12 protein-coding genes and 2 tRNA genes are annotated in these 12630 nt (G+C 72.4%); 9 read left to right on the top strand and 5 right to left on the bottom strand.

The annotated features are described in order from the left end of the window. Positions 1-9 precede the first annotated feature (9 nt). A complete protein-coding gene (locus tag IE136_RS10280) occupies positions 10-423 on the bottom strand; it encodes an SsgA family sporulation/cell division regulator (RefSeq protein WP_015032345.1) in 414 nt (137 codons plus the stop codon). A 190-nt stretch (positions 424-613) separates the two neighbouring features. Between IE136_RS10280 and IE136_RS10285 the strand changes: the two genes are divergently transcribed. Together IE136_RS10285 and IE136_RS10290 are read left to right on the top strand one after the other, a co-directional pair. After that, positions 614-1036, top strand: coding sequence for a TIGR02611 family protein (locus IE136_RS10285; RefSeq protein WP_158985522.1), 423 nt, complete (start codon positions 614-616; stop codon positions 1034-1036). Between the two features lie 54 nt (positions 1037-1090). Then, positions 1091-1165 (top strand) — tRNA-Val (locus IE136_RS10290). 67 nt (positions 1166-1232) lie between these two features. On the opposite strand, the gene IE136_RS10295 is transcribed toward IE136_RS10290, so the two are convergent. After that, positions 1233-3839, bottom strand: coding sequence for an SCO7613 C-terminal domain-containing membrane protein (locus IE136_RS10295; protein ID WP_158985520.1), 2607 nt, complete (start codon positions 3837-3839; stop codon positions 1233-1235). Positions 3840-3921: 82 nt separating this feature from the next. Here IE136_RS10295 and IE136_RS10300 point away from each other — a divergent pair, with 82 nt between their 5' ends. Both IE136_RS10300 and IE136_RS10305 read left to right on the top strand, forming a co-directional pair. Next, positions 3922-4386, top strand: a complete 465-nt coding sequence (locus IE136_RS10300) for an SRPBCC family protein (RefSeq protein WP_158985518.1) — start codon at positions 3922-3924, stop codon at positions 4384-4386. Positions 4387-4425: 39 nt separating this feature from the next. After that, a tRNA-Val gene (locus IE136_RS10305) sits at positions 4426-4497 on the top strand. Positions 4498-4588: 91 nt separating this feature from the next. Here IE136_RS10305 and IE136_RS10310 read toward each other — a convergent pair. After that, entirely contained in the window at positions 4589-5314 is a 726-nt protein-coding gene (locus IE136_RS10310) for a 3'-5' exonuclease (RefSeq protein WP_189600167.1), read from the bottom strand. Positions 5315-5434: 120 nt separating this feature from the next. Between IE136_RS10310 and IE136_RS10315 the strand changes: the two genes are divergently transcribed. The 3 genes from IE136_RS10315 (at position 5435) to thrS (ending at position 9524) form a co-directional block, all read left to right on the top strand. Next, positions 5435-6010, top strand: a complete 576-nt coding sequence (locus IE136_RS10315) for a DUF4365 domain-containing protein (RefSeq protein WP_158985514.1) — start codon at positions 5435-5437, stop codon at positions 6008-6010. Further along, entirely contained in the window at positions 6010-7323 is a 1314-nt protein-coding gene (locus tag IE136_RS10320) for a serine/threonine-protein kinase (RefSeq protein ID WP_158985512.1), read from the top strand. Before IE136_RS10315 ends, IE136_RS10320 begins: the two co-directional genes overlap by 1 nt. Positions 7324-7547: 224 nt before the next feature. Then, positions 7548-9524: a threonine--tRNA ligase gene (gene thrS, locus IE136_RS10325; RefSeq protein WP_158985510.1), complete on the top strand. Its 1977-nt coding sequence runs from the start codon at positions 7548-7550 to the stop codon at positions 9522-9524. A gap of 21 nt (positions 9525-9545) precedes the next feature. Here the strand turns inward: thrS and IE136_RS10330 are convergent, their stop codons facing one another. Beyond that, positions 9546-10223 carry a potassium channel family protein gene (locus tag IE136_RS10330; protein ID WP_189600168.1) on the bottom strand — a complete coding sequence of 226 codons (678 nt, stop codon included), beginning with the start codon at positions 10221-10223 and terminating at the stop codon, positions 9546-9548. Positions 10224-10288: 65 nt separating this feature from the next. On the opposite strand from IE136_RS10330, the gene IE136_RS10335 reads away from it, so the two are divergent. Next, positions 10289-10861 carry an HIT family protein gene (locus tag IE136_RS10335; RefSeq protein WP_189600169.1) on the top strand — a complete coding sequence of 191 codons (573 nt, stop codon included), beginning with the start codon at positions 10289-10291 and terminating at the stop codon, positions 10859-10861. Between the two features lie 578 nt (positions 10862-11439). Here IE136_RS10335 and IE136_RS10345 read toward each other — a convergent pair. Continuing rightward, positions 11440-12036: a TetR/AcrR family transcriptional regulator gene (locus IE136_RS10345; protein ID WP_189600171.1), complete on the bottom strand. Its 597-nt coding sequence runs from the start codon at positions 12034-12036 to the stop codon at positions 11440-11442. An 84-nt stretch (positions 12037-12120) separates the two neighbouring features. Between IE136_RS10345 and IE136_RS10350 the strand changes: the two genes are divergently transcribed. Beyond that, complete coding sequence (locus IE136_RS10350) at positions 12121-12570, top strand: DUF1707 SHOCT-like domain-containing protein (RefSeq protein WP_189600172.1); 450 nt, start codon at positions 12121-12123, stop codon at positions 12568-12570. Positions 12571-12630: the final 60 nt, after the last annotated feature.

Below are 12630 nucleotides of genomic sequence, written 5' to 3' on the forward strand. Positions count from 1 at the left end.
CGGCCTGGCTCAGCTGTCGGCCAGGATATGGGAGAGCTCCGTGTCGAGATCGAAGTGCCGGTGCTCGGTGCCCGGTGGCACGGCGGCGTCGGTCCGCTTGAGGAACGACTCCAGGGCCCTCGCCGGGGCCTCGAGCAGGGCTTCGCCTTCGGGGGAACTCAGCGCGATGCAGACGACGCCCTGACCGTGACTGCGGGACGGCCAGACTCTGACGTCGCCGGTGCCGGTGGGCCGGTGCAGCCCCTCGGCGAGAAGGTCGCGGGCGAAGACCCACTCGACCGTCTCCTCGGCTCCGGTGTGGAAGGTGGCGTGCACGGCATACGGATCGGCCGTGTCATACCGCAGGCCCGCGGGTACAGGCAGTGAGGACTCGCTCGACACAACGAGGCGCAGGTGCAGCTCGCAGCTGACCGTGGTGTTCATAAGCGCCAGGGCCTTTCGCTCAGTGTGCGCTCGGGGATTCGCACGTCGGCGAAATCGACATGCCACCTACGGTGCCGTTGTAAACCCCTCTGTCTGTTTTGTGATCGTTCAGGTAGCTCGTATGGGCGTGTGTAACTTTGGGTAATACCGCCATTCTGGTGACGGGGGCGAATCCGGTAGGTTGGAGCCCATGAATGCGGAGAGTGACGAGCGCGCCGGGGGGTCCGCGGCGGACGGGGAAGCCCCGCTGGGATCCCGCGCCCCCGAGTACATCAAGGCCCGCCGGACCCTGCACCTGAGCTGGCAGGTCGGCGTCTTCATCGTGGGCCTCGCCGTCGTCGGTGCCGGCGTCGTGATGCTGCCGCTGCCCGGGCCCGGCTGGCTGGTGATCTTCGGCGGCATGGCGATCTGGGCGACCGAGTTCGTCTGGGCCCAGCTGGTGCTCCGCTGGACGAAGCGGAAAGTCACCGAGGCCGCGCAGCGCGCGCTCGACCCCAAGGTCCGCCGCCGCAACATCATCCTCACGTCCGCCGGTCTGGTGATCGTCGCCGTACTGGTCGCGATCTACCTCTGGAAGTTCGGCTTCGTCATGCCGTGGACGATAGAGCAGTGACCTCCCCACGGTCGGAGGCAGCCGCTGACATGCGGTAATGTTTGCGGTGCGCCCGGGCGATTAGCTCAGTGGGAGAGCGCTTCGTTCACACCGAAGAGGTCACTGGTTCGAACCCAGTATCGCCCACCACCCGGACCGAAGGCCCGGAGACTGGTCACAGTCTCCGGGCCTTCGGCGTTCCCCGTCCGCCTGCGCGTCAGCGCATCCGTCCCAGCCGCTCGCGCAGGCGCCGGGCGTCCCGCAGCCGCTGTTCGTACGTCGCCCCCACCGCCAGGAGCAGTACGCCCGCCAGCGCCGGCGGCAGCCAGCGGGGCAGCGCGCCCACGACCTGGACCACGTACGGCGCCAGCTCGTGCAGCGCGTCCAGGGCCAGCACCGCTCCGCCGAGGACCAGCAGCGCCTGCAGCCGGAACCGCGCCCCCAGCAGCGTCACCACCAGGGCGGCCGCGCCCAGGAGCAGCGGACGCGTCCAGTGCGGGTCCGCCCAGGCCGCGACGAGGCTCGGCACCAGCGTCGCCGCCAGACCGGGGCCGTACGCCGCCCAGGAGGACGCCTCCGGGTCGCGACGCCGGCGCAGGACGCCCACCACCAGCGCGGGCACGGTGACCGGCAGCGTGTACGCCTCCGGGGTCTCGACGTCCCAGACGGCGAGCCGCACCCACGCCGCCAGGAGGAACAGGCCGGCGGCCGTCCACGAGGCGAACACGCGCCGCTCGGGACGTACCGCGGTCGCCGCCGCGATCACCCCGCCCAGGGCCAGTACGAGAGCGAGAACGGCAGGCCGGGAGGCGGCGAGGCTCAGGGACAGCAGACCCGCGGCGGCACCGGCGATCTCCACGGGAGGCGCGACCGGGTGCCGGCGCAGGCGCGCGCCGATCGCGGCGGTGGCCGCCGGAACCGCGAGCAGGGCGAGGGCCGTGTGGTGGTCGGCCGACTCCGAGGCCGCCGCCCCGGCGAGCACGAGCCCGGTTGCCGCGACGACCGCCGCGCACGCGCCCACGGCCCGCCGGGCGCCGTCGGCGAGGAAGGCCACGGCGGTGAACAGCCCGAGGAGCAGCCCCAGGGTGGTGAAGGTGGCCGCCCGCGTGTCGAGGGCGAGAGCCGTCGCACTCGCGGCCGAGGCGAGCCCGCAGCCCAGCCCGCTCCAGGCGAGGACCTCACGGGGCGGCATCGCGGGGGAGACCGCCCGGGAAGGAGCGGCCGCCGCCGCATCGTCGGGCCTCCACCCTTCCCAGGCCACGCCGGACCCACCCTGGGCGTCCGCACCGGTGCCCGGGGCGGGTTCCGGCCCGCCTGCCTCGGCGCCGGCGCCGGTGGGCTCGGCGTCCGCACCGACGGTCTCCGTCGTCGCCGCACCGGGGCGCGTCTCGCCGACGGCCAGGCCCACGCCGGTGCCGTCAGCCGGCCGAGCCGCCACGGGGGCCGGCACCGGCATCGGCACACGACGTGTCAGGGCACCCGGCCGGACCGCCGCGTACAGCGCCGCCGCCGTGGTGAGGAGCTGGACGCTCAAGGTCGCGGCGTACGGCAGGTCCAGGGAGAGCGGCAGCGCCGTGAGCGTCGCCCAGGCCAGGAACAGCGCGCCGCCGCGGGCCCAGAGGCGCGGCACCGGAGCCAGGGCCGCCGTCGCGAGCAGCAGCACCAGCGGCGCCGTCGAGGGGTACGAAGTCAGGTACCGCGCCGCGTGCTCGCCCGACCAGACCTCCGTCGTCCGCGCCACCGGCGTCACCAGCGCCACCACCGCCGGCGGCAGCGCCCACACCACACCCACGGCCAGTACCCCGGCGCCGGCGCCCGACAGGCCCAGCTTCACCGCGCGGGGCGCCGCCGAGCGCAGCACCGCGGCCAGGGCCACCGCGCACAGCACGTATCCGGGCACGGCCCAGTCGCCCGGAACCACCGCGCGCAGTGCACCGCCCGCCGCCACGACCGTCGCGAGACCCGCCACCGCCGACGCGGCCACCGCGACGCCAGCGACGCGCCACGCCAGACCCAGCGCCACCGCGGCGCAGGCCAGCAGCAGCGCACCCGCCGGCATTGGCGACGACAGCGACAGCCGGGCGCCCGTCAGCAGCGCCCATCCCCCCAGCGCACCGGCGCCCACGCACGCCGTCGTCCGTACCGCCGCGGCCGCCGGATTCAGTCGCACCACCACCGCGAGATCCAGCACGGCCGTGGCGAGCGCCGCCCAGGCCAGCGCCAGGGGACCGCCGTCCGCCGCCAGGACGCCCAGCGGGAGCGGCAGTTGAGCCGCCACCACCGCCGTGGGCAGCGGAATCCGCAGCCGGCCGAGCGCCGAGCCGTACGCCGTCCAGGCGCCCGCGAGCACCGCCGACGCCACCGCCGTGTACGCGAGAGCGTCCGTGCCGGTCAGCGCCACCCGGTGCAGGGCGTACGCGTCCAGCACCATGAGGGCCATACCAAGCGCGGCCACCGACTCCGCCGTGGAGCCGAGTCCCCGCCGCAGCAGCGCCACCGGCACGGCCAGAGCCGCCGACGTCACCACGAACAGCACGGCGGCACGGCCGCCGATCCCCATCGAGCCCCAGCTCACCAGGGTGAAGGCGACCGCCGCGATGGTCAGCAGCACCCCGCCCAGGGTCAGCAGCACGTTCTGCGCGCTGCGCGGGGTCGCATCCGCGACCGGGCGCGGCGGCGCGGGCCGAGAGGCCGCGGCGACCGGCCGCAGCGCCTGCAGCAGCCAGGCCCGGCGGGCCAGCAACTGAGACCGGCGGGCGTCGAGTTGAGCCAGCTCGCGGTCGACGAGCACGAGCTCGTCCGCGGGCGGCAAGGCGTTGTCCATGACCGGAGTGTGGCGCCCGACACAACCGGAGTCATGCGCGGACGTACTCATATCCCGGCGTGAGTACGTACACACTGGGGACATGGACTGGTGCCGCTATCGCTTCCGCAGCGTCTGGAGGCTGGCCGCCTCGCCCGACGCGGTCTACGCCGTGCTCGAACGGGGCGAGGACTACCCCGAGTGGTGGCCCCAGGTCCGCGAGGTCGTCACCGTCGACGAACGCACCGGCACCGCCCGGTTCCGCTCACTCCTCCCGTACGACCTGGTCGTCACCGTCGAGGCCCGGCGCAGCGACCCCGTCGCCGGCGTCCTGGAGGCATCCCTCCGGGGCGATCTGGAGGGGTGGGCGCGCTGGACCCTCACCCCGGACGGCACCGGCGACGACACCGGCACCCGGACCCACGCGCTCTACGAGCAGGAGGTCGAGGTGACCAGCCCCCTCATGCGCCGGCTCGCCGTACCCGGCCGACCGGTCTTCCGCGCCAACCACGCCCTGATGATGCGCGCGGGACGGCGCGGGCTCGCCGCCCGGCTGCGGCTGGTTTGAACGAAGCCCGTCCCGGCCTGTATGGTTCAACCCGTTCCCGGGCGATTAGCTCAGCGGGAGAGCACTTCGTTCACACCGAAGGGGTCACTGGTTCGATCCCAGTATCGCCCACCGGGAGAGGCCGGTTCGTCGAAAGACGGACCGGCCTTCCGCATGTCCGGACGCGTGTCCGCCTCTTGCGCGGCCTTTTCGCGCCGCCGCCTTACGCCGCCGTCCGCAGCTCCGGACGGAGCGGCCACGCCGGATCCACCGCCTCCGGCGTCCCGTTGCGCGCGAACCACGCCTGCAGGCCCCGCGCCTGGGCCGCGTGCCACACCGCCTGGAGGGTGTGCAACTCGGCCGGTGACAGCCGTTCGAGCCGGGACGCGAACCGCCGCGCCACCGCCCGTACGACATCCAGCGCGGCCGTCGCGTCCGCCGCCGCGTCGTGCGCGCCGTCCAGCTCCACGCCGTACTGCGCGCACAGATCCGTCAGCGTCCGGCGGCCCTTGCGATAGCGGTCCAGATGCTTGTCGAGCACGCGCGGATCCAGCACGCACAGCGACGTGGTCTCCAGGTAGCGGCCCAGCGAAGAGGCGCGGTGGCGGCGCAGCTCGCGGTCCAGGATCGTCAGGTCGAAGGGCGCGTTCATCACCACCAGCGGGCGGCCCGCCGCACACTGCTCGGCGAGCGCCCGTGCCACCTCCTCCATCACCGGCGCGGGCCACCGCCCGTTGCACCGCAGATGATCGTCCGTCAGTCCGTGTACCTCCGTGGCCGCGGCGGGCACCGGAACCCCGGGGTTCACCAGCCAGCGTGTGACCCGGGGGCGCCCGCCCGCCGTGTCCTGGACGACGAGGGCGGCCGAGACGATCCGGTCCTCCTCGACGTCAACTCCCGTGGTTTCCGTGTCGAATGCGGCCAGGGGGCCTTCATACCAATGCGTCATCCCCGAACTCCTCGCACATGTGCGGCAGATGGCGATCGCCCTGCCCGAATCGGTGATACCCGGGCTGTTTGCGCCGTACGCCGTCCGGTGACAACACAGATGACGGGGAAGGGAATTGACATGGCGCTCGCCCAGCCCGAATCGGGAGGGCTGCCGCCCCAGCGGGCAGCACCACTGCGCGGCTCACTCGCCACCACCGCCTGCATGGAGACGCTTCAGGTGGGCTATCTGCACGCGGTCGCGGCGGCGGCGGGCTGTTCGCTGTCGCAGCCGTTTCCGGACAACGGCATCGACTGGCACGTGAGTCACAGCGCTCCCGGCCACACGGTCGACGACGAAGTGACCATCAAGGTGCAGCTCAAGTGCACCTACCAGCTACCGCCGCGGACGCCCGGGTCCGCGTCCGCGGCGTTCTCGTTCACGCTCGACAACGACCATCTGGTGAAGCTGGCGCGGACGCCCGTCTCGGTGCACAAGATCCTGGTCGTGATGCTCGTCCCGCGCTCGCAGGACGACTGGCTGCGGGCCGGCCACGACGGGCTCGACCTGCGGCACTGCTGTTACTGGATCAACCTGGCCGGACATCCGGTCACGGGACGGCACCGGACCACGGTGCGCATCCCGACGGCGCGGATCTTCGACGACCGGGCGCTCTGCGAGATCATGGCCCGGGTCGGCGTGGGAGGGAGACCTTGATGCACCGGCCGATCGAGGAACCAGGAGGGGGGAGCGGGAGTGGGTACGGCCACGGACCCGCTCTGCCGCCTTTCCGTCCGCACCCGGCGCCCGGCGAAGGACCGGACCTCGGGAGCGCGACGCCCGGCGGGCCTGCCGGCGCCTGGGCCGAGGCGGGGGGCGTGCCCGACCCCGGCCGCGTCGACCCGCTCGTCCTCGGGGCTCTCCTCGCCCGTCACGGCTGGCGGCGGCGGGGCGGCGCCGCCGGGCGGTACAGCCGCTGGACCGCGCCGGGCCCGATGGGCTCCACGGGGGGCACGAGCCTCCTCGTGCCCGAGAGCCGTGCCTTCCCCGACTGCGAGGACCTGCTCGGCGAGGCGCTCACCGCCCTCGCCCGCAGCGCCGCGCCGTCCGCGCGGGAGGTGCTGACCGGGCTGACCCTGCCGAGCGACGAGATCCGCTGGTGGCGCGACGTTCCGCCGGGCCCCGCCGGCACGGTGCCCTGGACCGTCCAGGAGCAGCTGCGGTCCGCCGCCCGCCAGCTCCTGCTGGCCGGCGCGCTCGCCGTCCGCGGCCGTGCCGGGTACTACGGCGCACGGCACCGCCGCCAGGCCCAGGCGTCGCTGGAGGGCGTCGCCGTCGGGGCGGCCCCCGGAGGCCGGGGACTGACCGCCTTCGTGCCCGTCGACCCCGGCCGGGCCATCGCCGTACGCCTTTACCACGCCCTGTACGCGGCCCGGGAAGCCACCGACTACCAGCGGGCCACGGGCGGGATGGAGGCCTTCGACGCCGCCGTCGAGGCGGGGGTGAGCCGCGAGCTCACCGAGGCGCTGGTCGCGCTGGTGCGCGGGACCGAGGGGGCCAGGGTGGCGCTGGAGTGGGCGCCCGCCGCCGGGACGCCGGCGGGCTGCGCCCCGCGGCCGGAGCCCGTGGAGTTCTCGCCCGGCGACCTGCCCGCGCTGCGCGAGGCGGGCGCCCGCTATCTGACGGACGAGCCGTCCGTGCCGGTACGGATCACCGGTGCGGTGGTCAGGATGCGCCGCTCGGGACCGCGCGGGGAGGGGACCGTACGGCTGCGGGTCCTCGCCGGGGCGGAGGTGCCGCACGTGCGGGTGGCCCTGGACGAGGAGTCGTACCGCACGGCGGGGCACGCGCACCTGGTCGGGCTGCCGATCCGGGTCCTCGGCCGCCTGGAGAGCAGGGGAGGGTTCCGGCGGCTGACCGACGCCTCCGGGGTCGTACCGGTGCAGGTGGACGACGCCGAGCGGGACCGGCTGATGAAGTCGCTCCACGAGAACCTCGACTTCTTCGAGGAGGCCTGCGGAGGCGAATGACTGGGGGAGAGGGGGCTTCCCCGTCCGCGGGGCCCGCACCGCGCGTCGGCGGGGCTCCCACCGCGCGTGAGCGGGGACGTGTCGCGGTGCTCACGGCCGTCGCCGTTTCGCGGCCGGGGGTCCCGGCTCGGTACGATCGACGGCGACGCGGCACCTCGTCTCTGCCGCGCACCGCCGACGCCGGCACTTCGTGTCTGCCTGCGCCCTTATGGAGAAGAGCATCCGTGTCTGATGTCCGTGTGACCGTCCAGTCCGCCTCAGGAGCCGAGGAGCGGGCGGTGAGCGCGGGCACCACCGCCGGCGCGCTGTTCGCCGACGACCGGTCCGTGATCGCCGCCCGCGTCGGCGGGGAGCTGAAGGACCTCACCTACGTCGTCGCCGAGGGCGATGTCGTCGAGCCCGTCGAGATCTCCTCCCCGGACGGTCTCGACATCCTGCGCCACTCCACCGCGCACGTCATGGCGCAGGCCGTGCAGGAGCTCTTCCCCGAGGCCAAGCTGGGCATCGGCCCGCCGGTCCGTGACGGCTTCTACTACGACTTCGACGTCGAGAAGCCGTTCACCCCCGAGGATCTCAAGACCATCGAGAAGAAGATGCAGGAGATCCAGAAGCGGGGGCAGAGGTTCGCCCGTCGCGTGGTGAGTGACGAGGAGGCCCGCGCCGAGCTCGCCGATGAGCCGTACAAGCTGGAGCTCATCGGCATCAAGGGCTCGGCCTCGACCGACGACGGCGCCAACGTCGAGGTCGGCGGCGGCGAGCTGACCATCTACGACAACCTGGACGCCAAGACCGGCGATCTGTGCTGGAAGGACCTCTGCCGCGGTCCCCACCTGCCCACCACCCGGAACATCCCGGCGTTCAAGCTCATGCGCAACGCGGCCGCCTACTGGCGCGGCAGCGAGAAGAACCCGATGCTCCAGCGCATCTACGGCACCGCGTGGCCGTCGAAGGACGAGCTGAAGGCCCACCTCGACTTCCTCGCCGAGGCCGAGAAGCGCGACCACCGCAAGCTCGGCAACGAGCTGGACCTCTTCTCCGTCCCGGACGAGATCGGCTCCGGCCTCGCCGTCTTCCACCCCAAGGGCGGCATCATCCGCCGGGTCATGGAGGACTACTCGCGCAAGCGCCACGAGGAGGAGGGCTACGAGTTCGTCTACTCGCCGCACGCCACCAAGGGCAAGCTGTTCGAGAAGTCGGGCCACCTCGACTGGTACGCCGAGGGCATGTACCCCCCCATGCAGCTCGACGAGGGCGTGGACTACTACCTCAAGCCCATGAACTGCCCGATGCACAACCTGATCTTCGACGCGCGCGGCCGCTCCTACCGTGAGCTGCCGCTGCGCCTCTTCGAGTTCGGCACCGTGTACCGGTACGAGAAGTCCGGCGTCGTGCACGGTCTGACCCGGGCCCGCGGCTTCACGCAGGACGACGCGCACATCTACTGCACCAAGGAGCAGATGGCGGAGGAGCTCGACAAGACCCTCACCTTCGTCCTGAACCTGCTGCGCGACTACGGCCTGACCGACTTTTACCTGGAGCTGTCCACCAAGGATCCGGAGAAGTTCGTCGGCTCGGACGAGATCTGGGAGGAGGCCACCTCGGTCCTCCAGCAGGTAGCCGAGAAGCAGGGCCTCCCGCTCACCCCCGACCCGGGCGGCGCCGCCTTCTACGGCCCGAAGATCTCGGTGCAGGCGCGGGACGCCATCGGCCGCACCTGGCAGATGTCGACCGTGCAGCTGGACTTCAACCTGCCGGAGCGCTTCGACCTGGAGTACACCGGCCCCGACGGCACCAAGCAGCGCCCGGTCATGATCCACCGCGCCCTGTTCGGTTCCATCGAGCGCTTCTTCGCGGTGCTCCTGGAGCACTACGCGGGCGCCTTCCCGGCGTGGCTGGCCCCGGTGCAGGCGACCGGCATCCCGATCGGCGACGCGCACATCCCGTACCTGCAGGAGTTCGCCGCCAAGGCGAAGAAGCAGGGGCTGCGGGTGGAGGTCGACGCATCCTCGGACCGGATGCAGAAGAAGATCCGCAACGCGCAGAAGCAGAAGGTCCCGTTCATGATCATCGCGGGGGACGAGGACATGGCCGCAGGAGCCGTCTCCTTCCGCTACCGCGACGGTTCGCAGGAGAACGGCATCCCGGTCGACGAGGCCATCGCGAAGATCGCCAAGATCGTCGAGGACCGCGTCCAGGTCTGACCGCGGGCCACCGTCGTACGGTCATGAGGCCCCCGGGGGATTCCCCGGGGGCCTCTTCTCGTCCTCCCGCGTGAAGACCTGGATCAGCCAGGAGGAGAACGAGCCCGTCACCGCGCCCAGCAGGGCGAGCCCGCAGGCCATGAGGCCCACCGCCGTCACCCGCCCCATCGGAGTCACCGGGGTCACGTCCCCGTACCCCACCGTCGCCAGCGTCGCGCAGGTCCACCAGACCGAGTCGCCGAAGGTACGGATGGTGGCGCCCGGAGCCCCGTACTCGAAGTGGTAGACGGTGAGCGCGCCCGCGAAGCCGAGCAGGGCCACCGTGAGGCCGGCGTAGGCCATCACCCGCGCGTACAGCGTGAGCCTGGCCCGGTCGCGGCGGCGCTGGACCCTGTCGTAGACGCTGACCATCCGCAGCGGGCGCAGCAGCGGCAGGACCAGGACGACCGTGTCCAGGACGTGTCCGCGCAGGAACCGCAGGGGGCCCAGACCGCTCAGCCGGAGCCGTACCGCGTAGTCCACGGCGAACAGGGCCCAGGCGGCGAGGACGACCGCCAGGCAGACGTCCCGCCACCCCGGCGGGAGGTCGCGGGCGAGGACGCGGACCGCGTACCCGGCCAGGTACGCCAGGGACGCGACGGCGAGCGGGGTCTCCGTCCGGCGCTCCCAGCGCTCCCGCTGCCGCTGCCTGTCGTTCATCGGATCAGCATCGCCGTCCCGAGGAGATCTTGCCCCGGCGACACGTTCCGAACGGGCGAAGCAATATGCTGCTCAGCATGACGATTGAGCCGGAACAGCAGATCGGAGTGGGGACGCAGGACGCGTTCCAGCGCCTGTGGACGCCTCACCGGATGGCGTACATCCAGGGCGAGAACAAGCCGACCGGGCCAGGGGCCGAGGACGGCTGTCCGTTCTGCTCGATTCCGGCGAAGTCGGACGAGGACGGGCTCGTCATCGCGCGCGGCGAGCACGTGTACTCCGTGCTGAACCTCTACCCGTACAACGGCGGCCACCTGATGGTGGTGCCGTACCGGCACGTCGCCGACTACACCGACCTGGACGGGCCGGAGACCGCCGAACTCGGCGAGTTCACCAAGCGGGCGATGATCGCGCTGCGGACCGCGTCCGGCGCGCACGGCTTCAACATCGGCATGAACCAGGGCTCGGTCGCGGGGGCCGGCATCGCCGCCCACCTGCATCAGCACGTCGTGCCGCGCTGGGGCGGCGACACCAACTTCATGCCGGTCGTCGGGCACACGAAGGTGCTGCCGCAGCTCCTGGCCGACACCCGCACGATGCTGGCCGCCGCCTGGCCGGCCACCTCCGAGCTGGCGTAACCCCACATCGAGGGCCCGACGGCCCGGGCCGGCGGGCCGACCACCACGATCCACCTCGCGGCCGATGCCGGCTGCCGACCTCTCGTGTTCGTTCTCACCGCCGGACAGGCCGGCGATGCACCCGCTTTCACGGATGTCATGGCCGCCTGCGCGTTCCCCGACGGCGTCGTCGGCCACGCACCAGGCCGGACGTGGTCCTGGCGGACGGACAAGGTGTATCCCTCACGCGCGATTGGCGAGCACCCGGGCGGTCGGCGTGGCATACGGGCGGTGATCCCGGTCCCGGCGGATCAGCGTGGCCACCGCTGCCGCGAGGCAGCAGGGGCGGCAGGCCACCAGCCTTCGGCCGCGAGACATGCAAGCGACGCAACACTGTCGAGCGGTGCGTCAACCGCCTCGAGCGGTGGCGCGGCATCGCCACCCGCTACGAGAAGACGGCGACCGTCCACCTGGCCGGAGTCCACATCGCCGGCATCTTCCTGTGGTCCGCCCGATGATCCAGCGAAAGCCCCTGGCCGAGGTGGCCGCGCCGTCCGTCCGGGCCGACGGCCGCTCCGGCACACCCCGGTCTCCCCGGCCTACTCGTGGAGATGCCGGGCTGTCCCATGATCCGGGATCAGGGTGTCCAGTGCCTGGTCCAGGACCGTGAGCAGGCGCTCCCCCTCCTGCGGGGTGTACAGCATGCGCAGTGCCAGGCCGTCGGACAGCGCGATGACGGCATCCGCGACGGCCACGGCGTGGGTGCCGTGCCCGCCCCACTCCAGCCAGGTGGCCAGCGCCTGACGGATGTCACGGTCGACCTGTCGCCGGATCGCGGCAAGACGGGGGTGGTGCGCCGCGTGGACGGCGAAGGCGAGTTGCGCGGTGGCCTCGGCGCGTCGCTCGGCGTCCACGGGGAGCGTGGTCAGGATCAGGTCACGCAGCGCCTGGCGCAGCGGCCGTGCGGTGTTCACCTCGGCCATCCGGCGCTCGATGCGCTCGCCGGCCAGCTCGGCGGCGAACGTGAGCATCTCGTCCTTGGTGCGGAAGTACTTCTGCACGGCGCCGGGCGAACGGCCCGTTGCGGCGGCCACGGTGCGCACGCTGACCTCGTCGAGGCCGCGATCGGCGATCAGCTGGAGCAGGGCCGCACCGATCTGCCGACGCTGTTCCTCCCTGTCGACGGTCTTGGGCATCGGTCGCGCTCCCATCTTTGAGATACAGTCGTATTCTAACCTCTCGTCAGGTGAGGTGTTGCTCGGATCCGAAAGGAGACAGTGATGGACGACCGACACGAGCCTGCCGCGCCCGCTGTGCGGGTCTCGGACCGCGACCGCGACGAGGCGCTCGGTGTGCTGACGGCGGCGCTGGGCGAGGGGCGACTCGATCCGCACGAGCACGAGATCCGTGCCAAGCGCGCCCTGCGGGCGCGTACGGACGATGAACTCGCCGCGCTGACGGCCGATTTACCCGCGCCGGCGCCGACCCGCTCGGACCAGGACCGCAAAGACCTCAGGGAGTGGCTGGCCGAGTGGCGCTACTGGCTCGGTGGGGCGGTGATCATGTCCGGGATCTGGGGCGCACGCTGTGCGCAGAAGGGTGAGCTGACCTACTACTGGCCGGTCACACCGCTGGCGGTGTGGGCGGCCGTGCTGATCGCCATCGCCATCTGGCCGCGCGACACGGGCGACAGCGACGAGGGAGACGGTGGTCGGGCTGTGGCCCGCTGAAGCATCTGGTTCGAGCAGGTCGCAGGGAATCGGCCTCATCTCGTCAGCGCCGCAGACGAG

The sequence above is a fragment of the Streptomyces lateritius genome (genome assembly GCF_014649715.1).
Taxonomy (GTDB): Bacteria; Actinomycetota; Actinomycetes; order Streptomycetales; family Streptomycetaceae; genus Streptomyces; species Streptomyces lateritius.

Excerpts from the sequence above, each read along its gene's own strand:
- IE136_RS10285 (WP_158985522.1), top strand. The coding sequence starts at position 614 with ATGAATGCGGAGAGTGACGAGCGCGCCGGGGGGTCCGCGGCGGACGGG.
- IE136_RS10335 (WP_189600169.1), top strand. The coding sequence starts at position 10,289 with ATGCTGCTCAGCATGACGATTGAGCCGGAACAGCAGATCGGAGTGGGG.
- IE136_RS10300 (WP_158985518.1), top strand. The coding sequence starts at position 3,922 with ATGGACTGGTGCCGCTATCGCTTCCGCAGCGTCTGGAGGCTGGCCGCC.
- IE136_RS10350 (WP_189600172.1), top strand. The coding sequence starts at position 12,121 with ATGGACGACCGACACGAGCCTGCCGCGCCCGCTGTGCGGGTCTCGGAC.
- IE136_RS10280 (WP_015032345.1), bottom strand. The coding sequence starts at position 423 with ATGAACACCACGGTCAGCTGCGAGCTGCACCTGCGCCTCGTTGTGTCG.
- IE136_RS10345 (WP_189600171.1), bottom strand. The coding sequence starts at position 12,036 with ATGCCCAAGACCGTCGACAGGGAGGAACAGCGTCGGCAGATCGGTGCG.
- IE136_RS10330 (WP_189600168.1), bottom strand. The coding sequence starts at position 10,223 with ATGAACGACAGGCAGCGGCAGCGGGAGCGCTGGGAGCGCCGGACGGAG.
- IE136_RS10310 (WP_189600167.1), bottom strand. The coding sequence starts at position 5,314 with ATGACGCATTGGTATGAAGGCCCCCTGGCCGCATTCGACACGGAAACC.
- IE136_RS10320 (WP_158985512.1), top strand. The coding sequence starts at position 6,010 with ATGCACCGGCCGATCGAGGAACCAGGAGGGGGGAGCGGGAGTGGGTAC.
- IE136_RS10315 (WP_158985514.1), top strand. The coding sequence starts at position 5,435 with ATGGCGCTCGCCCAGCCCGAATCGGGAGGGCTGCCGCCCCAGCGGGCA.
- IE136_RS10295 (WP_158985520.1), bottom strand. The coding sequence starts at position 3,839 with ATGGACAACGCCTTGCCGCCCGCGGACGAGCTCGTGCTCGTCGACCGC.